At 60.4% G+C, this 24,201-nt stretch carries 20 protein-coding genes; 16 read left to right on the top strand and 4 right to left on the bottom strand.

Features of this window, described 5'->3' with window-relative positions; genetic code table 11:
- Positions 1-12: 12 nt before the first annotated feature.
- From ACSEXS_RS18830 to ACSEXS_RS18815, 4 genes are all read left to right on the top strand, one after another.
- The gene (locus ACSEXS_RS18830; RefSeq protein ID WP_438434793.1) at positions 13-2,559 is read left to right on the top strand and encodes a DUF5696 domain-containing protein; all 2,547 of its coding nucleotides are present in this window, start codon (positions 13-15) and stop codon (positions 2,557-2,559) included.
- Positions 2,556-3,467, top strand: coding sequence for a carbohydrate ABC transporter permease (locus ACSEXS_RS18825; RefSeq protein ID WP_438434792.1), 912 nt, complete (start codon positions 2,556-2,558; stop codon positions 3,465-3,467). Before ACSEXS_RS18830 ends, ACSEXS_RS18825 begins: the two co-directional genes overlap by 4 nt.
- Positions 3,468-3,482: 15 nt before the next feature.
- A complete protein-coding gene (locus ACSEXS_RS18820; RefSeq protein WP_438434791.1) occupies positions 3,483-4,430 on the top strand; it encodes a carbohydrate ABC transporter permease in 948 nt (315 codons plus the stop codon).
- Between the two features lie 64 nt (positions 4,431-4,494).
- Entirely contained in the window at positions 4,495-5,511 is a 1,017-nt protein-coding gene (locus ACSEXS_RS18815; protein WP_438434790.1) for an endo-1,4-beta-xylanase, read from the top strand.
- A gap of 205 nt (positions 5,512-5,716) precedes the next feature.
- Here ACSEXS_RS18815 and ACSEXS_RS18810 read toward each other — a convergent pair whose 3' ends face one another.
- Both ACSEXS_RS18810 and ACSEXS_RS18805 read right to left on the bottom strand, forming a co-directional pair.
- Entirely contained in the window at positions 5,717-6,574 is an 858-nt protein-coding gene (locus ACSEXS_RS18810; RefSeq protein ID WP_438434789.1) for a DegV family protein, read from the bottom strand.
- 145 nt (positions 6,575-6,719) lie between these two features.
- Positions 6,720-7,169: an AbrB/MazE/SpoVT family DNA-binding domain-containing protein gene (locus ACSEXS_RS18805; protein ID WP_438434788.1), complete on the bottom strand. Its 450-nt coding sequence runs from the start codon at positions 7,167-7,169 to the stop codon at positions 6,720-6,722.
- Positions 7,170-7,429: 260 nt separating this feature from the next.
- On the opposite strand from ACSEXS_RS18805, the gene ACSEXS_RS18800 reads away from it, so the two are divergent.
- From ACSEXS_RS18800 to nagZ, 8 genes are all read left to right on the top strand, one after another.
- Positions 7,430-7,945 (top strand): acyl-CoA thioesterase, encoded by a 516-nt coding sequence (locus ACSEXS_RS18800; RefSeq protein ID WP_438434787.1) that lies wholly within the window; start codon positions 7,430-7,432, stop codon positions 7,943-7,945.
- 182 nt (positions 7,946-8,127) lie between these two features.
- Positions 8,128-8,355 carry a cold-inducible protein YdjO-related protein gene (locus tag ACSEXS_RS18795; RefSeq protein ID WP_438434786.1) on the top strand — a complete coding sequence of 76 codons (228 nt, stop codon included), beginning with the start codon at positions 8,128-8,130 and terminating at the stop codon, positions 8,353-8,355.
- A gap of 356 nt (positions 8,356-8,711) precedes the next feature.
- On the top strand, positions 8,712-10,109 hold the full coding sequence (locus tag ACSEXS_RS18790; protein WP_438434785.1) for an ABC transporter substrate-binding protein: 1,398 nt from the start codon (positions 8,712-8,714) through the stop codon (positions 10,107-10,109).
- Positions 10,110-10,331: 222 nt separating this feature from the next.
- Positions 10,332-11,216, top strand: coding sequence for a carbohydrate ABC transporter permease (locus ACSEXS_RS18785; RefSeq protein WP_438434784.1), 885 nt, complete (start codon positions 10,332-10,334; stop codon positions 11,214-11,216).
- Entirely contained in the window at positions 11,216-12,046 is an 831-nt protein-coding gene (locus ACSEXS_RS18780) for a carbohydrate ABC transporter permease (protein ID WP_438434783.1), read from the top strand. The genes ACSEXS_RS18785 and ACSEXS_RS18780 overlap by 1 nt, the downstream gene beginning before the upstream one ends.
- A 49-nt stretch (positions 12,047-12,095) precedes the next feature.
- Positions 12,096-13,949, top strand: a complete 1,854-nt coding sequence (locus ACSEXS_RS18775; protein WP_438434782.1) for a cache domain-containing sensor histidine kinase — start codon at positions 12,096-12,098, stop codon at positions 13,947-13,949.
- Positions 13,921-15,537: a response regulator transcription factor gene (locus tag ACSEXS_RS18770; RefSeq protein WP_438434781.1), complete on the top strand. Its 1,617-nt coding sequence runs from the start codon at positions 13,921-13,923 to the stop codon at positions 15,535-15,537. The genes ACSEXS_RS18775 and ACSEXS_RS18770 overlap by 29 nt, the downstream gene beginning before the upstream one ends.
- A 113-nt stretch (positions 15,538-15,650) precedes the next feature.
- Positions 15,651-17,264 (top strand): beta-N-acetylhexosaminidase, encoded by a 1,614-nt coding sequence (gene nagZ / locus ACSEXS_RS18765; protein WP_438434780.1) that lies wholly within the window; start codon positions 15,651-15,653, stop codon positions 17,262-17,264.
- 88 nt (positions 17,265-17,352) lie between these two features.
- On the opposite strand, the gene ACSEXS_RS18760 is transcribed toward nagZ, so the two are convergent.
- Positions 17,353-18,789 carry an MDR family MFS transporter gene (locus ACSEXS_RS18760; protein WP_438434779.1) on the bottom strand — a complete coding sequence of 479 codons (1,437 nt, stop codon included), beginning with the start codon at positions 18,787-18,789 and terminating at the stop codon, positions 17,353-17,355.
- Between the two features lie 166 nt (positions 18,790-18,955).
- Here ACSEXS_RS18760 and ACSEXS_RS18755 point away from each other — a divergent pair, with 166 nt between their 5' ends.
- On the top strand, positions 18,956-19,669 hold the full coding sequence (locus ACSEXS_RS18755) for a TetR family transcriptional regulator (RefSeq protein WP_438434778.1): 714 nt from the start codon (positions 18,956-18,958) through the stop codon (positions 19,667-19,669).
- A gap of 117 nt (positions 19,670-19,786) precedes the next feature.
- Here ACSEXS_RS18755 and ACSEXS_RS18750 read toward each other — a convergent pair whose 3' ends face one another.
- Positions 19,787-21,130 (bottom strand): hemolysin family protein, encoded by a 1,344-nt coding sequence (locus ACSEXS_RS18750; protein ID WP_438434777.1) that lies wholly within the window; start codon positions 21,128-21,130, stop codon positions 19,787-19,789.
- A 251-nt stretch (positions 21,131-21,381) separates the two neighbouring features.
- Here ACSEXS_RS18750 and ACSEXS_RS18745 point away from each other — a divergent pair, with 251 nt between their 5' ends.
- The 3 genes from ACSEXS_RS18745 to ACSEXS_RS18735 all read left to right on the top strand — a co-directional run bounded on the left by ACSEXS_RS18745 (position 21,382) and on the right by ACSEXS_RS18735 (position 24,181).
- Positions 21,382-22,068, top strand: a complete 687-nt coding sequence (locus ACSEXS_RS18745) for a response regulator transcription factor (RefSeq protein ID WP_438434776.1) — start codon at positions 21,382-21,384, stop codon at positions 22,066-22,068.
- Complete coding sequence (locus tag ACSEXS_RS18740) at positions 22,061-23,182, top strand: sensor histidine kinase (protein ID WP_438434775.1); 1,122 nt, start codon at positions 22,061-22,063, stop codon at positions 23,180-23,182. The genes ACSEXS_RS18745 and ACSEXS_RS18740 overlap by 8 nt, the downstream gene beginning before the upstream one ends.
- An 84-nt stretch (positions 23,183-23,266) precedes the next feature.
- A complete protein-coding gene (locus ACSEXS_RS18735) occupies positions 23,267-24,181 on the top strand; it encodes a D-alanyl-D-alanine carboxypeptidase family protein (protein ID WP_438434774.1) in 915 nt (304 codons plus the stop codon).
- Positions 24,182-24,201 lie beyond the last annotated feature (20 nt).

The raw sequence follows: 24,201 nt of genomic DNA, 5'->3' as shown, positions 1-24,201 counted from the left end.
GGAGGTCCCGATATGAAAAAGCTTCGATACACCCTGCTGGCGGCCTGTCTCAGCCTCAGCGTAGCGGCGGCAGGCTGCTCCTCCTCCGCATCCAAGCAGACGGGCGGCGAGCCGGCCGTTCCCGCGCTTGCGCCGGGAGCGGCCCTAGCCGCGGCCTTCACCGATTCCAAGGTGCCGGGGATGAAGGGCGTCGCCGAGAGCGACCGGCTGAAGCTGTTTGCCGACGAAACGACGGGCGCGATCGCCGTCCTGCAGAAAAGCAGCGGGACGGTGTGGTACAGCAATCCGCCGGAGCGCGACAGCGACTCGCTGGCCACGGGGGTTAACAAGGACCTGCTGTCCGCTCAGCTGCAGATCGATTTTTTCAACAGCTTCGGCCAGTTGACCTCGATGAATTCCTACTCGGACAGCACGGCCTACAAGCAGATTCAAGCCACCGTGATCGACGGAGGCGTCAAGGTCACCTACCAATTCGGCACGACGAAAAAATCGGCGGAGGATCTGCCGCCTAAGCTCAGCAAGGCCCGATTCGACGAATGGAACGGGAAAGTGGACAAGACGGGCCAGCGAGCCTTGAAGATCGCCTACACCCTCGATCCCGACAGCGGGCTGTACGAGCGCAACGACAGCGCCCTGCAAGGCCTCCAGCTCGATCGGGCGCTTAAGGCCATGGAAGATGCCGGGTACACAGAAGAGGACATGAAGAAAGACATGGCCGAGCTGAACCTGACGCAGACGAAATCGGAGGCTCGGGTCTTCCAGGCCTCCATCGAATACACCCTGGACGGCGACAGCCTGGTGGCAAAGGTGCCGGTGTCGGATATCCATTATCCGCATGCTTATCCGATCAACAGCGTCTCGCTTCTCGGCTTCTTCGGCGCGGGAGGAACCCAAACGAAGGGATCGATGATGGTCCCGGACGGGTCGGGGGCGCTGATCCACTTCAACAATGGCAAGACCGGCTACCCGCCGTATCAGCAACTCATCTACGGCAAGGACCAGACCCAGGATACGGCCGAGGACAGCGCCCGGGAAGAGGAAGCCCGGCTGCCGATCTTCGGAATCGCCCGCGAGGACGGAGCCTTTCTAGGCATCATCGAAAAAGGGGCATCGGTTGCCACGATCCGGGCGGATATCAGCGGCCGGCTGAACAGCTACAATTACGTTTATCCGAGCTTTTCCTTCATCGCCAAGGACACGGTGACCTTGGAAGCGAACTCGCAGGTTCGGTCGCTGCCGAAATTCCAGGAAGACCCGGTGAAATCCGATTTTCAGGTCCGTTATGCCTTCCTGGACGGCCCGAACGCCGGGTATCCGGATATGGCACGGTACTACCAGAACTACCTGATTCAGCATCAGGGCCTGCCCGAGCGGCAGAACGGGACGAAAGCCGAGGATAGCCCCTTCTACCTCCAACTGGTCGGCAGCATCGACAAGAAGAAGCGCTGGATGGGCATTCCTTACCGGGCGCTCGAGCCGCTCACCACCTTTGAGCAGGCGCAGAGCATTGCCTCGGAGGCGCTCGAGCGCGGCATCCGCAACATTAGGCTGAACTACACCGGCTGGTTCAACGGCGGGCTCGACCACCAGGTTCCCGACCGCATTTCCGTGGACAGCGTGATCGGCGGCAGCGGCGGCTTGAAGAACTGGATTGCCTTTGCCCAGGAGCATGGAATCTCGTTCTTCCCCGACGTGTCGCTGTTGACCGCCCATTCCGCCAAAGGCTTCGACGTATCCAAGGAAGCGGCGCGAACGATCAAGAATGCCCCCGCCGCGCTGTACCCGATCAACCCGGTCATCAACCGCAAGGACCGGTTCCGAACGCCTTCTTACGCCGTCTCGCCGCGGCTCGTGGAAGGATACACCGAGACCGTCCTCGGCAAGCTGGCCGATTACGGAATCGGCGGCATCTCCTTGCGGGACCTCGCAGACAAACTGAACAGCGATTACCGCAAGAAGCATCTCATTGACCGTACCGAATCGGAAGGCGTATCGGTTCAAGCCTTCAACCAGATCCGGGACCGGAAGCTGCAGGTGATGGGCAATGGAGGGAACGCCTACGCCCTCCCGTTCCTGACCGACCTTACGAACGCGCCTCTGTCGAACAGCGGCTTCAAGCTGGAAGACGAGGAAATTCCGTTTTATCCCATGGTCGTTCGCGGCTATCTGGACTACACGGGGGCGCCGTTCAACCTGTCGACCTATCCGAACGAGCAGAGCTACGTGCTCAAATGCCTGGAGTACGGGGCGAATGTCTCGTTCGAATGGATCTACGAGGCGAACGACAAGGTAAAGGACACGGAGCACGACGACCTGTACTCCGTTCATTACCGGCAATGGCTGGACAGCGCCGCCGACCTGTACCGGCAGGTCAACGAGGTCCTGAAGCAGGTGCAGGGCCAAGGGCTGCGCTCGCATGAACAATTGGCCGATGGGGTATTCAAAACCGTCTACGACAACGGGATCTACGTAATCGTCAATTACAACACCTCTCCTGCGGAGGCAGACGGCAAGCGCATCGAAGCGGAAAGCTATATAACGGGTGGTGAACAGCCTTGAATGCGATACCTCAACCGCGCGTCAAGCGGAAGTCCTACGATAACAAGAAAGCCTTTTGGGGATTCATCTACGTCCTGCCCTGGCTGCTGGGATTTATCTTTTTCTTCCTGATTCCCTTGCTCAATTCCCTGCGGTTCAGTTTAAGCTCCGTCGAAGCCAATTCAAAGGGAATCCAGGTTCACTACATCGGCTTCTCCAACTATTGGCACGCCTTGACCGTCGATACCAGCTTTAACCGGACGCTCACCGAGTCGATCCTGAACATGGTGATCAATGTTCCGCTCATCGTCGTCTTCAGCTTGTTTCTGGCCGTACTGCTGAACCAAAAATTCTTCGGGCGGACGGCGGCGCGCGCGATCTTCTTCCTGCCGGTCATCCTGGCGTCGGGCATCATTATGAGTCTGGAGAGCACCAGCCTGGTGCAGGCCATCAACGACCAGAACGCCGGCGGCAAGGTCGTCTCCGGGCTCGGCAGTCTCGAATTGGCCAATATGATGGTCCAGGCCGGCGTGAGCGACAGCATCGTCGACTACCTCCTCAGCGCGGTAGACCGAATCTATCAGATCGTCAGCCAGTCGGGCGTGCAGATTCTGATCTTCCTGGCCGGTATCCAGTCGATCTCGCCGCAGCTGTACGAGGCGTCCAAAATTGAAGGGGCCACCGGATATGAATCGTTCTGGAAGATCACGTTCCCGATGGTCAGTCCGCTGATTCTGGTAAATGTGGTGTACACGATCATCGATTCCTTCTCGGCCAACAAGATGACGGACCTGATACGCGACACGGGGTTCAAATCGTTCCATTTCGGCCTCAGCTCGGCGATGGCTTGGCTGTATTTCCTGGCGGTCGCGTTCATCCTGCTGATCAGCACCTTCATCATTTCGAGGAAGGTCTTCTACTACGACTAAAAGGAGATGAGCGAAGTGCACGCCGCTCGATTGCTCTCAATCGATTTCTGGAAAAAATGGCTGTGGTCGGCCGTCCGATTTACCCTCATCGTAGGTCTGTCCTTCGTGATCCTGTATCCGATTCTGCAAAAGGTCTCGACCGCAATCAAGGACAAGGCGGATCTGTATTCGCCGATCGTCGTCTGGATTCCGGAGCATCTGTCCCTGGATAATTTCCGCCAGGTCATCTCAATCATGGATTATTGGCATACGCTCGGCAATACATTCGCGCTGTCGGTGGTCACCACCCTGCTCACCGCCTTGTCCTGCGCGTTCGCAGGCTACGGTTTCGCCCGGCTGAAATTCCGCGGCAGCAACCTGCTGTTCATCGGCGTCCTGTTGACGATTCTGGTGCCGCCGACCACCATCCTGATCCCGATGTACCTGAACCTGAAAGATTTCTCTTTGCTCGGCCTGATCCCGCTCCTGACGGGCAAGTCGTTCAATCTGCTGAACTCCTATTGGCCCTTCATCCTGACCTCTCTGACGGCCAATTCGATGAAGGCAGGCTTGTACATCTTCATCTTCCGCCAGTTCTATCGCGGCATTCCCAAGGAGATCGAGGAAGCCGCCTACATCGACGGGGCCAGCATCGGCAAGACGTTCCTGCGGATCATCCTGCCCAATACCATACCGGCCATCGTGACGGTGCTGCTGTTCTCGTTCGTCTGGCAGTGGAACGACAGCTTCTTCACCACCACCTACCTGACCACGAGCAAGGTCATGTCGATTCAGCTCGGATCACTGCCATACAACCTGGGAATCAGGCTGGGCGACGGAACGACGTCACAGGTCGACCCGTTCTACCTCAGCATGGTTCAAGACACTGGCATTCTCCTCGCCATTCTGCCGCTGATCCTCATCTATATCTTCGTCCAGCGGTACTTCGTCGAAAGCGTCGAGCGTACCGGTCTGGTCGGTTGAGGCGGGCAGGACGATCCGGAGCGAAGGGCACAGCCCAACTCACAAGAAGAAGGGAACATCGACCATGGCAACCATAACTCTCGCGGAAACGCCCAAGCTGCAGGAGGTATTCGGCGATCAGTTCCGGATCGGAGCGGCGGTGAATCCGATTACGATCCATACGCAGCGCGAGCTGCTTGCGCATCATTTCAACAGCATCACCGCAGAGAATGAGATGAAATTCGAAAGCGTTCATCCCGAAGAGGACCGCTATACCTTCGAGACGGCGGACCGGCTGATCGACTTCGCTGCCGAGCACGGTATGGCCGTGCGGGGACATACGCTGGTCTGGCACAACCAGACGCCTTCCTGGGTTTTCGAAACCGCCGATGGCCGCCCATGCGATGCCCAAACGCTGCTGTCACGGATGCGCTCGCATATCGAAACCGTGGCCGGCCGGTACAAGGGACAGATTTATGCTTGGGATGTGGTCAATGAAGCAGTGTCCGACAAGGAGGGAGAACTGCTGCGCCCCTCCCGGTGGTTGGACATTGCCGGAGAGGACTTCATTGCGAAGGCATTTGAGTACGCCCATGCCGCCGACCCGAATGCCTTGCTGTTCTACAACGACTATAACGAGTCTGATCCCCGCAAGCGGGAGAGGATCTACACGCTCGTCAAGGGCTTGAAGGAAAGGGATGTGCCCATTCACGGGATCGGACTGCAGGCTCACTGGAGCGTGGCGCATCCGGCTCTCGAGGACATCCGCAGCGCCATTGAACGCTATGCCAGCCTTGGCGTAAAGCTGCACGTAACCGAGCTGGATGTCTCCCTCTTCTCCTTCGACGACCGAAGAACGGATCTGACCGCTCCTCCGGAAGAGTTGCTGGAGCGGCAGGCCGAGCGGTATGAGCAATTCTTCCGGCTCTTTCGGGAATACAGCGGGGTGATCGATTCGGTTACCTTCTGGGGAGCGGCAGACGATTACACCTGGCTGGACGGGTTTCCGGTGAGGGGCCGGAAGAATTGGCCCTTCCCGTTCGACACGCAGCACGATCCGAAACCGGCGTATTGGCAGATTCTGAACGCGGCGCGCCGGTAAGCAAGCCGAGCGTGCGGCAAGAGTCGGCCCATCCGTTCCGCGGGAAACCGCCGGAATGGGCTGTTGCGCCCTGCCGGAAGTCCGACTCTGCAACGCCCGATGGCCTAACAAAACGCTCGCACAAGCAGGGTTGTCAGACTTCCCTGCCGGTGCGAGCGTTTGCGTTGATTGATTCACGTATGCGATTTGCGCTTCACGGGTTCGGTCAGCGTTCGCGGTTCAGGAAGAAGATCGCGATCGTGCCGGGGCCGGAATGCGCCCCCACGGACGCGCCGATCATGGTGATGAGCACCTCCGGCGTTCCGAAGGCCTCCTTGATCATGGCCGCCACTTGCTCGGCCGCCTCCAGGTCGTCGCCGTGGCTGATGCCGATGGTCTGCTTGTCCAGGGCCGCGCCGCGTTCCCGGATGATCTCGATCATCCGCTGAAACACCTTCTTGCGGCCGCGGACCTTCTCGATCGGGATCAGCTTGCCGTCCTCGACGTCGAGGATCGGCTTAATCTGGAGGATGCCGCCGATGAAGGCGGCGATGGGGCTGACCCGTCCGCCGCGAAGCAGGTACTTCAGATCGTCGACAGTGAAGATATGCTCCATATGGTGGGCATAGAAGCCGGCCGCTTCGACGAGCTCCGCCATGCTCTTGCCCTCGGCGGCCAGCTCGGCCGTCTTCAGGACGACCATGCCCTCGCCGAAGGAGGCGCATTTCGTGTCCAGGACCTCAAGCTCGAAGTCCGGATAGTGCTCCTTGAGGTCGTTTGCGACCATGGTGCCGGTCTGGTACGTTCCCGAGAGCTGGGAGGAGAAGGCCAGATACAGGCAGCTTTGTCCCTTTTCCGCATAGGGGATCAACCGGTCATAAAGCGCCTGGTAGGAAATTTGCGAGGTCTTGTAAGCCGTTCCTTCGCGCATGCCGCGAAACAGCTCGGCCGGCTCCAGGGTCACGTTGTCTTCGTATTCCTTGTCGCCGTCAATGACCATGAGCGGAAGCACTTCAATGCCGTATCGCTGAACCAGGTCCTTGGGCAGGTCGGCGGCGCTGTCCGTAAATAGTTGGATTGTCATCTCTTGACTCCTTTGGCCCGGAAGGCGTTGGATGCCCACCGGAAGCTGGTACTCCCATCATACCATTCGCCGCCCCGCTGTGAAAAGAAAACGGGTTTCCGCCCGGACGGATGGAAATCGGCGAACGAGGGCAAACGGGATGCGCTTACAGCTTCAGCTCTTTTTTCAACTGGCTGATGCGGGCCTGGCTGATGCCGAGCATGGCGGCTAAATCTTTTTGGCTCGCGCCGGGATGATCCTGGAAGGCCTGCTTCAGCCGCTCGAGCATCTCCGAGGTTTTTCCGCGCTTGCGGCCGGCGAGCTCGGGCTCGCGCCGAACCGGGGCGGGGGAGTGAATGGCGGTGGCGTTGCCCTTCTTCAGCTCCTCCAGACAGTCCGCGCAGATGAATTGTTCGTGGTAATAGCTGACCGTGTCCAGCCTCCGGCAGAACGCGCACTCCGTGGACTTGTACTTGCGCATGACGATGGTGTAATCGTCGGTGATAAAAAACTCCAAGGGATCCCCGATCTCAATGTTGCGCGTCATGCGAATCTCCGTCGGGATGACAATTCGCCCCAGGCTGTCCAGGTTGCGGACCATTCCGGTATTTTTCATACGGCTCCCTCACTCGCAGCGTAATGAATTCTTGATTTAACTATATCAGATTTTAATTGAGAAGCGTACTCGCAATCGGCAAAAATCCAAAATAATCCGGGATATTCCCCGATTTTGCCGATTGCGCCAAGTGGGTTAAACCAACGCTTCCAGATATTTGAATTCAAACGGGCGTTGTCGGCCAAGGGAAGAAAGGGGGAGTTGGGAGGGCGAACGCCTTGCGGTATAATGGGGGAAAAAGACGAAGAGGCGGCGGAAGAGTGGAGGCAAGCAAATTTGTAAAGGACACCCGGTGCTACAAGATCTCCCGGGTGTTTCCGTTCGACGTGAACAACCATTATACGCTGTTCGGCGGCAAGCTGATGTCCTACATCGACGACATCGCGTCGATCTCGGCGGCCAAGCTGTGCCGGGCGACGACCGTAACGGCTTCGACCGACTCCGTGGATTTTCTCTATCCGATCCGCATGACGGATTCGGTGGCCCTGGAATCCTACGTCACCTGGACCGGACGCAGCTCGATGGAGGTGTTCGTCAAGGTGGCCACCGAGGACCTCAAAACGGGGGAACGCCGGATTGCGGCGACGGCTTTCTTGACCTTCGTGGCGCTGGACGACGACGGCAAGCCGGTGGCGGTGCCGCGGGTGGTGCCCGAATCCCCGGAAGAGCATCTGATGTTCGAGGGAGCGGAGCACCGGGCGGAGGTCCGCAAGCGGCGGCGCGCCGACAGCAAGCGGTTCGCCGAGCATCTGAGCACGGCCTCGCCTTGGGAGTGACGATGTGACCGGTTTTGTCAATACTTGAAATGACGGCGCAGGGCCGATATAATGCGTAAGGTCGACTTCCTGTTAGTGCTGCCGGCCTAGAGGGAGCACGAACGGAATAAGAACGGAACCGGTGGATGGAGCCCTGGCGCTTCGTCCGCCTTTGTTTTGAACATCATGGGGAGGAATTTCGCTTGAGTTTAGCCGAACAAGAAGCCGCAGACAAACCGCAACTGGAAGCCACGCCGATTTACCGCTGCAAGGACCCCGAGTGCAAGGCCTGGGTGCGCGAGGAATTCTTGCCCGCCGACAAGGCGTGCCCGCTGTGCAAGGGACCGATGCTGAAGAGCATGAAGCATTTGCCGCCTTCCGGCAAGCCGAAGAAGAAGGCGAAGCGGCCGGCCGCCAAGGCCGCCCGGTAGAAGGAACGATTGGGAAGGAGAGGGACGCCGCCGAACAAGCGGCGGGTTCCACGCATCCCTTCCCCCATCATACAAGAGCCGCCCACGGGACAACGCGATTAGCCGCGCTGTCCCGTTTGCGTTTTCCGGGACGACCGATAGAGGGCAACGGCGATTGAAAGGATGATCCGGCTGCGAAGCGATGACTTTTGCAGCGCCGGACCCTCTGCTTGTCTACGGGGGTTTTTGTCTTTCGAGTAGAGGATTTTATCCCTCTTTTATTGAAATGTGAACCTGCCCGGAGGAAAAGCCCGCTTCTATAATAAAGACAGCAACGTAAGCCCGTTGCCATATCAGGTCTAGGAGGGTCACAAAGAATGAAGAAAAAGTTGTCGCTGCTTCTCGTTTCGGTCATGGCGCTTTCCTCGCTTGCCGGTTGTGGAAGTAAAAATGAATCCGAATCCGCAAGTCCTTCCGCATCGCTCGCGCCGTCGGCGTCGACCGCCCCGTCGGAATCTCCGTCGCCCGAGCCGACGAAGGCCGCCGAGCCCTTTAAGGTATCGCTTCGCCACATCCAGATCGGAGACGCACAGAAGAACCGCAAGAAGATTCTCGATGATGTGGTGGCCAAGACCGAATCGGAAATTCCCGGACTCAAGTTCGAGCTGGACGGCGTAGAAGACAACACGAACCGCTTCACCAAGCTGCCTGCCGAAATGGCGGCCGGCAACCCTCCCAAGATCATGGACCTGTTCGGCGGCGAAGGCGACGCGCTGAAATACGGCAAGGCCGGACGCCTGCTTGATCTGACCCCGATCCTGGCCGAGCTCGGCATCAAGGAAGACCAGTTCGTCAACCTGAACCAGTTCAAGGACGGCGACAAGCTGTACGGACTGCCGATCGGCGGCAACTCGGAAGGCATCTACTACAACAAGGACCTGTTCGCCAAATACAACATCGCCGAGCCGCAGACGCTGGAGGACCTGGAAAAGGCGGCGGAGACCCTCAAGGCCAATAAGATCACGCCGTTCGCCATGGGCTCCAAGGGCGCTTGGGTGCCGCTGATGCTGGTCAACACGCTGCTGGGCCGCTACGCCGGTCCGGATATCGTCAAGCAACTGCCGACGGGCGAGAAGAAATGGACCGACCCGACGGTCGTCGCGGCGTTCGCCAAGTTCAAGGAATGGGAAGACAAGGGCTACTTCACCAAGGGCGAGCTCGGGCTCGAGTACGGCCAGATGCTCGACCAGTTCATCACCGGCAAGGCCGGCATGATGTTCGACGGCAGTTGGCGCTCCTCGGTATTCAAGGATGAGAGCCTGTCCAAGGATCTGTTCGAAAAGGCCGGTTACTTCGGAATGCCCGCCGTACCGAACGGCGTCGGCGACCAGAAGGCGATCAACGCCAACTATTCCAACGGCTACGGCTTCTCCAGCGACTTGAACGAGAACGAGCTGAAGGCGGTCAAGGGCTTCATCAAGAACCTCTTCAATGAAGAAATGCAGCTGCGCGGCCTGTTGGAGGACGGCGTGCTGCCGTCCATGAAGCTGTCGGCCGACGCCAAAGCCAAGGTGACCGACCCGATTGTCACAACGGTCATGGCCCAATTCGATGCCACCACGAACGCATTCTCGCACTTCGATTCCACCGTGAAGACGGAGGTCTACCAGGAAGCCGAGAAGCAGGTCGCCAAGCTGATCGCCGGCCAGACGACCCCCGAGAAGATGGGAGCAGCCCTCCAGGCTGTGCAGGATAAAGTGGCTGCGGCCAAGTAAGCCTCAACCGCAGGAGGAGGAAGACGGCGCTGCCCGCCCGGTGCGGGCGGCGCCTTTTCTCCCGCGCAAGCGGCAACCGGGCAGCGCCCGCCGTCCCGCGGCGGCGATCGCTGCTTCCAAACTACGACACGACCGGCCGGACGGCCGCATTCCGGGAGCGTGCTTCCCTCCCGCCGGATGCGCCGGACCGTATCTTCCGGGCAGGGAGCTGGGTGAATAGCCATGTCGAAAGACGTTTTGAAGAATCCTTGGATCTACCTGTTGTTCATTGTTCCGACCATCGCCTTGTATTTTCTGTTCTTCATCTATCCGATGGGCAGCTCCGCGTTCTATGCGTTCACCGACTGGAGCGGCCTTGATTCGACCAAGTTCATTGGGCTGCATAATTTCCGCGAGGCGTTCGGCGATGTGGACTTCCGCCATTCGATCGTCAACAATCTGTGGTTCATCGTGTTTTCGGTCTTCATCCAAGTTCCGATGATTATCTTCTTCGCGCTTTTAATCGGCAATGTGAAGCGGCTTCAGGGCTTTTACAAGACCACCGTCTTCATGCCGTCGATCCTCTCCACCTCAGTCATCGGCATCCTGTGGAGCTTCATCTACGAGCCGGAGGTCGGGTTTCTCAATACCTTCCTCGGCAAGCTGGGGATTTCGCCGATTTATTGGCTGTCCGACCCGCATTGGGCGATGTTCTCGATCCTGATGACGAACGCCTGGCAATGGATGGGCTTCTACATCGTGCTCGTGCTCGCGGCGATCCTGGCTATCCCTAAGGAAATCAACGAAGCGGCGGCCATCGACGGGGCCAATGCCTTTCAACAAGCGGTGCGGATCACGGTGCCGCTGATCCGGCCGATCATCTCGGTCGTGGTCATGCTGTCCATCGCCGGAGCGATGCGCGTCGTCGATATCGTGCTCGTCATGACCGACGGCGGACCGGTCGGCTCCACGGAGGTCATGGCCTCCTACATGGTGCACCGGTCGATCAAGATCGGCCAGTTCGGCTATGGTACCGCCATCTCGCTGATCATCTTCGCCTTTGCCCTCATCTTGACGTCCCTCTATCAGCTGACGTTCGGAAGAAACAGCGAAAGGATTGAATACTGATGCCCATCGCCGTGAAAAAAATCCTTCCCCACGTCGCGCTGATGTTCTATGTGCTGGTCGTCCTGATCCCGTTCTTGTTCATTCTGCTCTCGTCGCTCAAGGGCGGCAACGCGGAGATCGCCACGCACCCTTTCTCGCTGCCGGACAAGTGGGTGTTTGCCAACTACCGGGAAGCCTGGATCAAAGCGAAGATCAACGTCTATTTCTTCAACAGCCTGTATATCTCGCTGGCCTCCTCGATCGCAGGGGTGCTGCTGTCGGCGGGGACGGCGTTTGCCCTGACCCGGATGAGGTTCTTTCGCACGAGCAAATGGATTTATCAGTTCGTGCTGATCGGTATGCTCATTCCCGGCAACGTGCTGTTCATCGCCCAGTACATCCTGGTGATGAAGATGCACATCCTGAACACCCATTGGGCGTTGCTGCTCCCTTATACGGCGGGCGCTCTGCCGATGAGCATCCTGCTCATCGCGGCGTTCATGCGCAACCTGCCGCTCGAGCTGGAGGAAGCGGCGATCATGGATGGATTGAGCGCATTCGGCTTGTTTGTTAGAATAGTACTGCCGCTTACCGTTCCTGCGATGGTGACGGTATTTATCATCAACTACCTCGGCAACTGGAACGAATACCTGCTGGCGAACTTCTTCCTCAGCAAGGAGTCGCTGAAGACGCTGCCCACCGGCATGGTCGGCTTCCGCGACGCGTTTCAGACCGATTACGCCCTGATCTGTACGGGGATCGTCTACAGCGTCACGCCGGTGCTGATCCTGTACGGCTTCCTTCAGGAGAAGATCATCGAGGGTCTGACGGCGGGGAGCGTCAAGGGCTGACGGCCGCTTGGCCTTAAGACCCGCCGGAACCGGAAAGGAAGAGAAGCAGATGCGAATGAGCCTAAGAGCCAAGCTGTTCACAGCTTTTTTCACTCTCATTCTGCTGCCGCTCTTCCTTTTCGGCATCTTCGCCTATTCGTTTCTCTCGGATCTGCTGCAGGAGAAGTACACCCGCCAAGTGGAGATTACCCTGCGGGCTCTCTATCAGAGCGTGGATTTCATCTTTCAGGAAATGAACAAGGTTACGGACAGCACCATTGCGAGCAACGCCATCCAGGAGGTCCTGAGCAAGCCGGGAACGAGCGTAACGGAGACCGATTACCTGAAGCTGAACGAGGTGCAGCGGAATTTCCGCGACCTGCTGGTCAACCATCCGTCGGTCAGCTATGCGTTTTTGTATACGATGGAAGACGGGATGATCATTCCCTTTTATGAAAAAGACCGGTTTGTCGCGCTCCCCTTTAACGTGTTTACCAAGGATTCGCTATACTCCGAGGTGTTGCTGCGCGACGGCAAGCCGAAGTGGGTGGGCCCCTTCGAGTATCCTCAGCTCACCGGAACCGATCCGGTGTTCACCCAGATCCGCGTCGTCAAGGATATCGTCACCCTCGCGGACAAAGGGATCCTGGTAGTGCAGATAAAGAATTCCGCGCTGGAGGACCTGTTCTCCTACTTCACGTATAAGCAGGAGACGTACCAGACCCGTTTTTTCATCGTCAACCGCACCGGGATGATCCTGTTCGACAGCTCCTATCAGAGCGAGGGCCGGTTCCTGCGGGAATACACGAAGGATTTGCCGCAACTGAAGGCCGGAACGCAGAGCCGCCGGCAGGCGTTCCAGGAGGTCGACAGCATCGTCTCCAGTATTAAGCTGGAGAACGAGGGCTGGCAGCTCGTGTCGGTGACGCCCTGGAGCTCGCTGTCCAAGGAAATAATCCTCTACACCAAATGGGTCGGGCTGATTCTCGCGGCGTGCCTGCTGTCCGCCTTCGTCTTCCTCTTGTTCTTCGTGAACCGCATCACCCGGACGATCTCGCGGATTGCCCGGACGATGCGGCGGGTCGAGGAGGGGGAGCTGGAGGTACGGGTGCCGGAGAGCGGCGCCGACGAGCTGCACCTGCTTGCGCGCAGCCTCAACAGCATGATCGCCCGCATCCAGGAGCTGCTCGGGCGCGTGAAGAAGGAGCAGGAGCAGAAAACCCAGGCGGAAATGCGAGTGCTGGAGGCGCAGATCAAACCGCATTTCCTGTTCAATACGCTGGAGTCGATCAACGTGCTGGCGGTGCAGAACGAGGGCCGCAAGGTCAGCCAGATGGTGCTGCGGCTGGCGAGCATCCTGCGGATCAGCATCCACGGCAACCGCATCATCCCGCTCCGGCAGGAGATCGAGCACCTGCGCAGCTACCTGGAGATTCAGCGCTTCCGCTTCGAGGACCTGTTCGACTACGAAATCGACGTGCCGGAGGAATTGCTTGAGGCTTCGGTGCAGAAGCTGACGCTTCAGCCGCTGGTCGAGAACTGCATCCAGCACGGCTTTAACGGCCTCACGGGAACGGGCCGCATCCGGGTAACGGCGGAGCGGTCCGCAGGACGGCTCGTGCTGACGGTGGAGGACAACGGCGTGGGTATTCCGAACGAGCAGCTCGCGCGCTTTCAATACCTGTCGGCGCCGCCGGAAGGCGGAGCGGTGCCGGAGCGGAGCTCTCCGGCTGCCGGCGGCGGAGAGCCGGAGCGGCGGGGACTCGGGGTGCGCAGCGTCGCCGACCGCATCCGCATCCAGTTCGGCAGCCGGTACGGGCTGTACATCTGCTCGCTGCCGGGCGCCGGGACGGTTATCAAATGCGTGCTGCCCTTAATGGAACGGGGGGATGAGAATGAGGCTCAAGGCCATGCTGGTGGATGACGAGATGCCGATCTTGAACAACCTGAAGAGCATTCTGCCCTGGGAGCGAATGGGGCTGGAGCTGGTCGCTCTGGCGCGCAACGGCCAAGAGGCGCTCGAGGCCGTGGGCGAGCACCGGCCGGACCTGATCCTCTGCGACATTCGCATGCCGGTGATGGACGGGTTGACCTTTCTGGAGGAGGTCCGAAAGGTCGACCGCACCTGCGAAATTCTCATGCTGACCGGCTACCAGGAGTTCGAATATGCCCGGACGGCCATGCAATACGGCGTGAAAGATTATATTCTGAAGCCGATCGATTACGAGCAGCTCGAGGCCAAGGTGGCCAAGACGGCGGAGGAGCTCCGCGAGAAGCGCGCGGAGGACATGAAGAAGGAACGCAAGTGGGGAAAAGCCGCCAGCCTCGCCTACGAAAAGATTTTGCGCGACGTGGTCATGGGGCTCCCGTCGGTCAGCGCGCGGAATTTCCTGGCCGACGAAGGCCTGGGCGTCGACGACCTGGCCTATGCGATGCTGCTGGCCGACATCGACGGCTATTCCGTGCAATCGGTCAAGTGGACGGACAACGAGCGGCGGCTGTGGAACTTTGCCGTCGGCAATGTGCTGCAAGACGCGCTCCTGCCGTTCACGCTCCATTATCAGGTGCTGCAGGTGCGCGAAGGCGAATGGCTGATTCTCGTGGAGCGCCAGCGCGGCGGGGAGGCTGCGGTTCCGACCGCGGAGATGGAGCGGTGGTTGACCGCTCTGCAACAGGCGGTCCGCGACAACGTCAAGCTGAGCGTCAGCGTAGGCGTGCATCCGGAGCCGGTGAGCTTCGGGGATCTGGCCAATACCTACCGGACGATGCAGCGGATGCTCTTGATCAGCTCGGGCGAGAGCAAGCAGCTGGCGGTGACCGACGAGGTGCTGCGGCTCGCGGACAGCAGCCGCTCGCTGTGGAAGCTCATGGAGGAGATGATCTCCGGCCTGCGCAAGCAGGATCGGGCGCGGATCGACGCCTCCTTCGACAGCCTGCGGCGGCATTTCGCCGCCGAGCCGAACGGGGCGGCCGTCGCGAAGGCAGAGACGGTGCTGCATTACCTGATCGTGCATCTGCTGCGGGAAATGCGCGAGATGGATATGGTCGCGCCGCGGGACGAGGACGAGATCTGGACGAAACTTCAGCACAGCGTCGGCGTCAAAGATGTGATGGACGCGGTGGTGCACCTCGTCGACCGTTCGCTCGACGCTGTGCTCGGCAAGAAGCCGGGCGAGCTGCTCATGCTGAACGCCAAGGATTACATTCACAAGAGCCTCGCCTCCGATATCGGCGTGGAGGAGGTAGCGGGTCATCTCGGCATCAGCTGCAGCTATTTCAGCCTGCTGTTCAAGGCTCACTTCGGCGAGACCTTCGTCGAATATGTGACCCGGCAGCGGATGGAGCTGGCGAAGTCGATGCTGCTCATGACCGACAAGAGCATCACCAAGATCGGCGCGCTGGTCGGCTACGCCGAGCGGCGCTATTTCACCAAGGTGTTCCTGCGGCATACGGGCCGGACGCCGTCCGAATTTCGCGAGAGCCGGGGGGACGCGGAGGGAAATCCCGGGTAAGGTGCGGGAAAGGAACGGGAACGGCATGGGAAAGCCACGGATGGAAGAGCAAGGACCGTCGAGGCGGAAGAGGAGCAATCGGCGAGCCTTTGACAAGGGGAGGATGAGGGCAAATGGAAGACTGGAGAGCGTGGAGTCTGGAGCGGAAGATCGGCCAGCTGTTTATGGCCGGCTTCGACGGGTTGTCTCCCTCGGAGGGCATTCTGGATTTGATCGGGAACGAGGCGCTCGGCGGCGTCATCTATTTCCGCCGGAACATCGGCGATCCCGGACAGGTGGCGGAGCTGTCGCGGCGGCTTCAGGAGAAGAACGCCGAGACGGCCGGGCAGCCGCCGCTGTTCATCGCCATCGACCAGGAGGGAGGCATGGTGTCGCGCATCGACCGCGGCATCACGCTGATTCCGGGAGCGATGGCGCTCGGAGCGGCGGGGAGCGCCGAGCTGGCCTACGAGACGGCCGGCATCAGCGGCCGCGAGCTGCGGCTGATGGGCATCAACGTGAATTTTGCCCCGAGCCTCGACGTCAACAACAACCCGCTTAATCCCGTGATCGGCGTCCGTTCCTACGGCGAGGACCCGGAGCGGGTCGGGGAGCTGGGAACGGCCGCCGTGCGCGGCTATCAGGAGGCGGGAGTCGCCGCCACGGTCAAGCATTTCCCCGGTCACGGCGATACCGAGTTCGATTCGCATTACGGGCTGCCGCTCATCGCCCACGACGCCGAGCGGCTGGAGCGGGTCGAGCTGGCGCCGTTTAAGCGGGCCATCGCCGAGGGTGCGGACGCGGTGATGACCGCGCATGTCATCTTCCCGGCGTTCGAGCCGGGCGGCTTGCCTGCGACGCTGTCGCCTGCCGTCATCACCGGCCTGCTGCGCGGCCAGCTCGGCTATGAGGGCGTCGTGTTCTCCGACTGCCTCGAGATGCATGCCATCTCGCGCCGCTTCGGCATAGCCGAGGGAGCGGTGCTGGCGGTCGAGGCCGGCGTCGATGTGGTCCTCGTCAGCCACACGCTGGAAGAGCAGCGGGCGGCGATCCGCGCCGTGGCTGAAGCGGTCCGCGGCGGGCGGATTTCGCCGGAGCGGATCGACCGCTCCGTGGAGCGGGTGCTCGCGCTGAAGGCGAAGCGCGGCATGGAGCGGGGAGCGGCGGCTGCGGCCGAGCTCGCCGGACAGCTCGGCCGCGCCGAGGACTGGCAGACCGTGCGCGAGGCCAGCGAGCGCAGCATCACGCGGGTCAAGGACGCGGCGGGTCACCTGCCGCTCGCCGCCGACCGGCCGACGCTGGTGGTCTGGGCGGAGCCGCGCGAGGCGACCCAGGTGGTCGAGATCATCGACCAGGACGAGTCGCTTGCCGACGCGCTGCGGCCCTACCTTGCCGTGGTGCGGGAAATCCGCATCGGGCTGGACCCGGCCGAGCCGGAGCTTGCGGAGCTGCTCCGGACGGCGGAGGGCTACGACCAGATCGTCGTGGCCACCCACAATCCCGTATCCCGCCTGCCGGAGGGCCAGGTGCGGCTGGTGCGGGAGCTGGCGGGCCGGCCGGGGCTGCGGCTTACGGTCGTCTCCACGCGCAATCCGTACGACCTGAACCAGTTCCCGGAGGTCCCGACCTACCTGGCCGCTTACGAGAACCGTCCGCAGGCGATGGAATCGCTCGCCCGGGTGCTCACGGGGCGGATCGCGCCCCAGGGCAAGCTGCCGGTGACGCTGGCGGCCGCCTCGGCCGACTGAACGGCCAGGCCCATGTAAGAAGCCCCCTGCTGAAGCGGACGACCGCTTTGGCAGGGGGCTTTTGGCTTGCCGGCGCGGGTCCGCCGCATTAGTTCGGTTGCTTGCGCAGCAGCAGGCTGAGTAAGAGGCCGCAGAGGGCGAGGGCCAGCGTCAAGAGAAAGGTGTCGTGGAAGCCGCCGACCATGGCTTGAAGCGGATTGGCGGAGCCGGTGGCGTGCTCGGCGATCCGGTTCGTCAGAAACCCGGAGACGATGGCGACCGCAAAGGAGTTGACAATCTGCTGCGAGGAAGAGGTCAGCGGCGTTACGCGGCTGATCCATTCCTTCGGGGCCGCTTTGAGCACGTGCGTGCCGACCTGCATCGTGGTCAGCCCTTGCCCCAGCCCCAGCAGGATCAGGAAGCCGATGATCGCGGCTTCCGGCGTGTCGGCCCGGAGGCCCGAAAGCAGCAGAATCGCCGTCGAGAGCACGCAGAGGCCGGTGAAGACGACGGGACGGGTGCCACGCTTGTCGAGCCATTTGCCTCCTGCCATCATGCCGAGGAAGGAAGCGAGCGCCTGCGGGATGACGAGCAGGCCGGAGTGAAACGTGCTGAAGCCCCGGACCTGCTGCAAGTAGAGCGGAATCAGCAGGATCGTACCGAACATGGCAATCTGGTTGAACCAGGTCAGAATCATGCCTTTGGTGAATTCCCGCGAGCGGAAGGCTTGCAGAGCCAGCAGCGGCTCTTTTTGGCGAATCTCTACGAGGACGAAGGCGACGAGCGCCGCCAAGCTGACGGCGAGCAGCCCGAGCGTGCCGTAGCTTCCGAGGCCATCCGTACCCGCGCGGTGAACGGCAAAGACGAGCGTGGCGAAGGCGAGCGGCGAGAGCAGCATGCCGGGAACATCGAGTCGGGAAGTCCCGCCGCCGTTTCCGCCGGAGGGAAGGAAGCGCAAGCCGAGCAGGACGGCGGCGAGCCCGATCGGCAGGTTGATGAGGAAAATCCAGTGCCAGTTGACGTACTCCAGCAGGAAGCCGGAGAGGGCGGGGCCGAGTACGGGGGCGATCAGCATCGGCAGGCCGAGAATGCCCATGATCGAGCCGCGTTTGTCTGGAGGCGCGAGCTTGAACGAGATCGCCATGCCGATGGGAAAGACCATGCCGCCGCCGATGCCCTGTACGATGCGGAACAGGATGAGCTGAGCGGCGGTTTGCGAGGCGGAGCAGAGCAGCGAACCCACGACGAACAGGCCGATGGAGACGAGGAAGACCCGCTTCGCCGTGAACCGGTCGGAGAACCAGCCGGACAACGGAATGACAACGGACAAGGCCAAGGTGTAAGCGGTGATCGCCCATTGAATGATCTTCAGGCTGACATGAAACGTCTCTTCCAGCCGGGGAACGGCAACGTTCATGATGGTGCTGTCGAGCATCACCACGAGCATTCCGACGATGAGGGTCAACAAGACGGGGAGAATGGCCCGGACCGAGAAAGCCGGTACGGCTTGCGGCGCTCCTTCCGCCTGCAGAGGGGCGTGTGACATGGGAACACATCCTTTTTTGGACTTGGAATCATCGCCGATTAATCTAACGATGTTAGACTGAATATAACACCGTTAGATTAACTTGTAAATCAAAAAATCTAACGATGTTAGATTGACTTTTCAGGCTGTACGGGATGGCGTATGATAGAGGGAGGAGGCTGGTGCCATGAGGCTGAAACATGTGCAAATCAACGAGGAAGCGATCCGATCCGCCGCCTGGGAACTGCTGCGTACGGTCGGCATCGAAGAATTCAGCATGCGCAAGCTGGCGGACCAATTGAACATTCAAGCCGCATCCTTGTACTGGCATTTTAAGAACAAGCAAAGCATCTTCCAGGCGCTCGCCAACATTGTGGCGAAGGAAGCGGTGGAGGGGGCCGAGCTGCACGGCGATTGGCAGGAGCGGCTCGTCCGCTTTGCCTTCAGCATCCGCGCCGCACTTGGCAAATACCCCTGCTCGGCGCAGCTGCTGCTTCGGACGTATCCCTCCGAGCCCGATTTCTTGAACCTGCAAAACACGCTGCTGCAGATCATCGATCCGCTGCCGCTCAGCGACAGCATGAAGCTGGCCTCGACGATGAGTCTGCTCAACTACGTCATCTCCTTCGAGCTGGACCTGTACGAGCAGGAGAAGCTCAATGCCGCTTTGCTCGCGGAGGGCAAGGAGATGCCCCAAGGCGAGTTTCTCCGGGCGGCCGAGCTCCTGGCCGGTGGCGGCCCCAATGTGGTGCTCCGGCTGTATCAGAATGACGTGCTGGCTTTCTTGGGCTCCGATGAACTGTTTCACGCCGGAGTCAGCATCCAGGTTCGCGGCATCGAGCAGTTGGCCGTCCACGGTCCGATTCCTCTCACCCCGGGCCCGAATCCGGCGCTTTCCTAAGACCGGTACCACGCCAAAAAAGCCCTTCCCGTCCGGCGCAGCGAATTCGCTTGCTCCAAATGGGAAGGGCTTTTTATTAGGGTTTAAAAGGCTGCGGGTCCGCGTGGTCGGTCAGGGTTAGCCCGACGCGTCCTCCAGAAGCTCCTCGTGATACGGCAGAGCGTGAATGGTCACGCGCTCGATCCGCAGGTTGTCGAGCTCGGCGATCTCGAAGCGGATGCCTTCGTAGAAGACCTGCATGCCGACGCGCGGCTTTTCCTCCAATTGCTGATAGACCCAGCCGGCGACCGTGTCGATCTCCTCGTCCTCGATGTCGAGGCGGAACAGGTCGTTCAGCTTATCGAGCAGGAAGCGGCCGTCTACGGAGGTGTAAGTGTCGAACACCTCGACCTCCGGGCGCTCCTCCTGCCATTCGTCATGAATGTCACCGACGATTTCCTCGAGGATGTCCTCCATGGCGACAATCCCGGCCATGCCGCCGTATTCGTCGACGACGACGGCCATGTGAACCCGCTCCCGCTGCATGACTTTCAGCACCTGGCTGATCTCCATCGATTCGGGAATGTGCGGGACGGGGCGGATCATCGGCTCCAGCTTGATCAGGGAGCGATCCGGAGCGGTAAGCGCCGCGTTATAGATATCCGATGAAAGGATGAATCCCAGGACGTTGTCCTTCTCCTCCATGACGACGGGATAGCGGGTATGCCGCGTCTCCATGACCGATGTCAGGTTCTCCTCAAAGCTCAGGTCGGCGTAGAGGCATTCCACCACGGTGCGCGGGATCATCACTTCCCGGGCCAGCCGCTCGGAGAACTCGAAGATGTTCTCCACCAGGGTCAGCTCGTTCTCGTCGATATGGCCGCCCTTCTGGCTTTCCTTCATCAAGATGCGAATTTCTTCTTCGGTGTGGCTTGCCTCATGCTCGGACGCCGCTTCGATGCCCATCCAGCGGAGGATGGTGTTGGCGGCCCCGTTCAGCAGCCAGATGATGGGGTACATCACCCGGTAGAACCACAGGAGCGGAGCGCTCAACCAGAGCGAGGTTGCCTCCGCGCGGAAAATGGCGATGGATTTCGGGGCAAGCTCCCCGAGTACGATATGCAGAAAGGTAATGACGGCGAACGCGACGCCGAGCGAAACCGGGTGCACCAAATATTCGGGCGCGCCGACCCAATGCATAAACGGCTGCACGATGAGATCGGCCACCGCCGGCTCGCCCACCCAGCCGAGACCGAGGGACGCCAGGGTTATCCCGAGCTGACAGGCAGACAAGTAAGCATCGAGCTTCGAAGAAACATGCTGGGCGACCTTCGCCCGGCTGTTGCCGGTGGCCGCCAGTTCAGACAGACGACTGGAACGGACGCGCACGAGCGCGAACTCCGCTGCCACGAAAAAAGCGTTCAACAGCACAAGAAAAATTACGACAATCAGGTTCCATAGAATCGATAAACCATCGTCCAAGCGTTCATCCTCCCCGCACGCGGGTTCGGATATTCACCTCCGGGATTTTTGAGTGATTGAAGTTATTCGACTGTATGAATGTATGCGTCAACTTTCCAACTCAATCACCCCCCCTTTCACAATATTATATGGGAACCCGCTGGAAGACACAACATCATAAGATTTCTTAAGAATGGACGGCAGGGGCGGACGCCTGCTCCGGAATTGGTTATGATAGGGGAAACGAAGGTTTTGCAGAAGGAGTTTGGAGCATGGATTACCGCATTCTGGTCGTGGACGACGATCCGGCGATTGCCGGGTTGGTTCGGATCTACCTGGACCATGAAGGAATGGCCTGCGATACCGCGGCGGACGGCCAGGAAGGGTTGGAGCGGCTCGCGGAGAACGAGTACCACTTGGTGGTGCTGGACGTCATGATGCCGCGGATGGACGGAATGGAGTTCTGCCGGCGGGTGAGGGAGACGCGCTCGATTCCCATCCTCATGCTGAGCGCCAAGGCGGAGGAGATGGACAAGATTGCCGGCATGATGACCGGAGCGGACGATTATCTGGCAAAGCCCTTTCACCCCCTGGAGCTGGTGACGCGGATCAAATCGCTGCTGCGCCGCACTTACCAATACAACCGCAGCTCGGAAAAACGGGACGAGATCCGCATCGGCCCGCTGACCATCGACAGCCGGACGCACACGGCCACGGTAAACGGCAACGATCTGCACCTCACCTCGAAGGAATTCGGCATTCTGCATCTGCTCGCCAGCCAGCCGGGCCGGGTGATGGGAGCGGAGGAGATTTTTCGCCAGGTGTGGCAGGAGCAGTATTACGATTCGAACAACACCGTCATGGTGCACATCAGCAACCTGCGGGACAAGCTGGAGCGGGAGATGCGCGAGCGGATTCTCGTGACGGTCTGGGGAGTGGGGTATAAGATCGATGGCTAATTCCGTGTTCCGTCTCATCCGGCAGCTCGTGCTGCAGCTGTTCGGGAGCTTTGTGCTGGCGTTCCTGACGCTGTTTACGATCCAATCGGTCTACGAGCGGATCATCAAGCTCGCGCAGCGGTACCCCTCGCTGCATTTGTTCGATGTCATCCGCTTCTTCGGCGGCACGAAGGTCATGGTGGAGCTGCTCTTCGGCTTGTTCATCGTCCTGTACATGGTTCTCTTCAACGTGAGGCGGTTTATCTACGTCAGCCAGATTCAGCGCTCCGTCAAGCGGATTGCCGCAGGCGATTTCCGCGAGACTGTGCCCGTGCGGCAGAACAACGAGCACACCGAGCTGGCCGTCCAGATCAACGGGCTGGTGCGGCGGCTGCAGGATTCTCTGGCCGAGGAACGGAAATCCGAGCAGACCAAGAATGAGCTGATCACCAACGTCTCGCACGACTTGCGGACGCCGCTGACCTCCCTGATCGGTTACCTGGAGCTGATCGACAAGGACAACTACCGCGACGAGGTGGAACTCCGGCATTACGTCCAGATCGCCTCCGACAAGGCGGCGCGGCTGAACGAGCTGATCCGCGACTTGTTCGATTATACCCGGCTGCGCAATGAGCAGCTGCCGATCGCGCTGCAGCCGGTCGATCTGGCCGAGATGGCGGGCCAGCTCCTCACGGAGTATCGGATTCAATTGCTGGAGATGGGGATGGAAGGGCGGCTGTCCCGTCCGTCCGGGCCGCTCCTCGTTGCGGGCGATCCCGGCAAGCTGATCCGCGTCTTCGAGAATCTTCTGGCGAACGCCATGCAGTATGGCGCAACCGGGCGCTATATCGACGTGGCTGTGCGCCGGGAAGGGCAGCAGGCGGTCGCCGAAGTCATCAATTACGGAGAACCGATTCCGCTTGTGGATTTGCCTTACGTATTCGACCGCTTCTACCGCGTGGAGAAATCGCGCAGCGAGCATACCGGCGGGTCCGGCCTCGGGCTTGCGATCGCCAAGAGCATGATCGAACGCCACGGCGGGAAGATCGAGGCGGACAGCGACGGGACGAGGACGGTGTTCCGGTTCCGGCTGCCGCTTACGGAGGAGATATTCCCGCTTCGCCCTTCTTCTTAAGGAATCTTAAGCTCTTCTTAAACGGCGCTTAAACCCTGCCCGTTATACTTAGGGCAAAGACATGAGAGAAAGGGTTGGAGCCCGATGAAACGCATAACCGCCATTGTGACCATTCTGGTCGTCCTTGCCGCCTCGCCCCGCATCATCCGCTACGCGCTGGACCAACGCGGCGGTTCGCTGCCGGCCGCCGCGGCTTCGGTCTTCGGCGGCGTGGAGGCAAGCGCCCTTTACCTGCTCGACGTGACCGACGGGAAGGTGCTGTTCGAGCGCAACAGCCAGCAGGAGCTGCCGCCGGCCAGCATGACCAAGATGATGACTGAATACGTGCTGCTGGAGGATATCGCCGCAGGCCGGATCGGCTGGGAGGACGAAGTTGAGTTCAGCGCTTACGCCGCTTCCGTTCCCGGAGCAGGCATGAATGCCCGGGAAGGCGAGAGCTGGTCCGTGCGGGACCTGTTTGCGGCGATGGCGATTCATTCCGCCAACGACGCGGCCGTCGCCTTGGCGGAGTATGCCGCGGACGGCTCGGAGAAGGAGTTTGTGGAGCGGATGAACCGGACGGCCTCGGACCTGAAGCTTAGAGGCACGGTGTTCCACAACGCTACCGGGCTCGGGAGCCGCGATCTGGAGGGGCTCGGCAAGGACGCGCCGAAGGGAGAGAACCGGATGTCGGCCCGCGATGCGGGCATGCTGGCGTCCCATTTGATCCGCAAGTATCCGGACGTTCTGCAGATCACCAGCCAGCCGGAAGCGCGGCTGAAGAACGGGTCGGTGGTGCTGCCGACGACCAACGAGATGCTGCCCGGCGGCCGCTTCGGCTTCAGGGGCAACGACGGCCTGAAGACGGGCTACACCAGCGACGCGGGCTACTGCTTCACGGGCACCGTCAGCCGGGAAGGCAAGCGGCTGATCGCCGTCGTCATGGGCGCGCCGACGCCGGAAGCGCGCTTCACCGAGGCGGAGCGGCTGTTCGAATACGGGCTGGACAAGGGCGTCTGACCGGGGCCGGTCCTTTACAT

The sequence above is a fragment of the Gorillibacterium terrae genome (assembly GCF_051594785.1).
Taxonomy (GTDB): Bacteria; Bacillota; Bacilli; order Paenibacillales; family NBRC-103111; genus Gorillibacterium.
The sequence above is the reverse complement of the archived record's forward strand: the minus strand, read 5'-3'. Positions and strand labels throughout refer to the sequence as shown.

Excerpts from the sequence above, each read along its gene's own strand:
- ACSEXS_RS18830 (WP_438434793.1), top strand. The coding sequence starts at position 13 with ATGAAAAAGCTTCGATACACCCTGCTGGCGGCCTGTCTCAGCCTCAGC.
- ACSEXS_RS18815 (WP_438434790.1), top strand. The coding sequence starts at position 4,495 with ATGGCAACCATAACTCTCGCGGAAACGCCCAAGCTGCAGGAGGTATTC.
- ACSEXS_RS18810 (WP_438434789.1), bottom strand. The coding sequence starts at position 6,574 with ATGACAATCCAACTATTTACGGACAGCGCCGCCGACCTGCCCAAGGAC.
- ACSEXS_RS18805 (WP_438434788.1), bottom strand. The coding sequence starts at position 7,169 with ATGAAAAATACCGGAATGGTCCGCAACCTGGACAGCCTGGGGCGAATT.
- ACSEXS_RS18790 (WP_438434785.1), top strand. The coding sequence starts at position 8,712 with ATGAAGAAAAAGTTGTCGCTGCTTCTCGTTTCGGTCATGGCGCTTTCC.
- ACSEXS_RS18785 (WP_438434784.1), top strand. The coding sequence starts at position 10,332 with ATGTCGAAAGACGTTTTGAAGAATCCTTGGATCTACCTGTTGTTCATT.
- ACSEXS_RS18780 (WP_438434783.1), top strand. The coding sequence starts at position 11,216 with ATGCCCATCGCCGTGAAAAAAATCCTTCCCCACGTCGCGCTGATGTTC.
- ACSEXS_RS18775 (WP_438434782.1), top strand. The coding sequence starts at position 12,096 with ATGCGAATGAGCCTAAGAGCCAAGCTGTTCACAGCTTTTTTCACTCTC.
- ACSEXS_RS18770 (WP_438434781.1), top strand. The coding sequence starts at position 13,921 with ATGAGGCTCAAGGCCATGCTGGTGGATGACGAGATGCCGATCTTGAAC.
- nagZ (WP_438434780.1), top strand. The coding sequence starts at position 15,651 with ATGGAAGACTGGAGAGCGTGGAGTCTGGAGCGGAAGATCGGCCAGCTG.
- ACSEXS_RS18760 (WP_438434779.1), bottom strand. The coding sequence starts at position 18,789 with ATGTCACACGCCCCTCTGCAGGCGGAAGGAGCGCCGCAAGCCGTACCG.
- ACSEXS_RS18755 (WP_438434778.1), top strand. The coding sequence starts at position 18,956 with ATGAGGCTGAAACATGTGCAAATCAACGAGGAAGCGATCCGATCCGCC.
- ACSEXS_RS18745 (WP_438434776.1), top strand. The coding sequence starts at position 21,382 with ATGGATTACCGCATTCTGGTCGTGGACGACGATCCGGCGATTGCCGGG.
- ACSEXS_RS18740 (WP_438434775.1), top strand. The coding sequence starts at position 22,061 with ATGGCTAATTCCGTGTTCCGTCTCATCCGGCAGCTCGTGCTGCAGCTG.
- ACSEXS_RS18735 (WP_438434774.1), top strand. The coding sequence starts at position 23,267 with ATGAAACGCATAACCGCCATTGTGACCATTCTGGTCGTCCTTGCCGCC.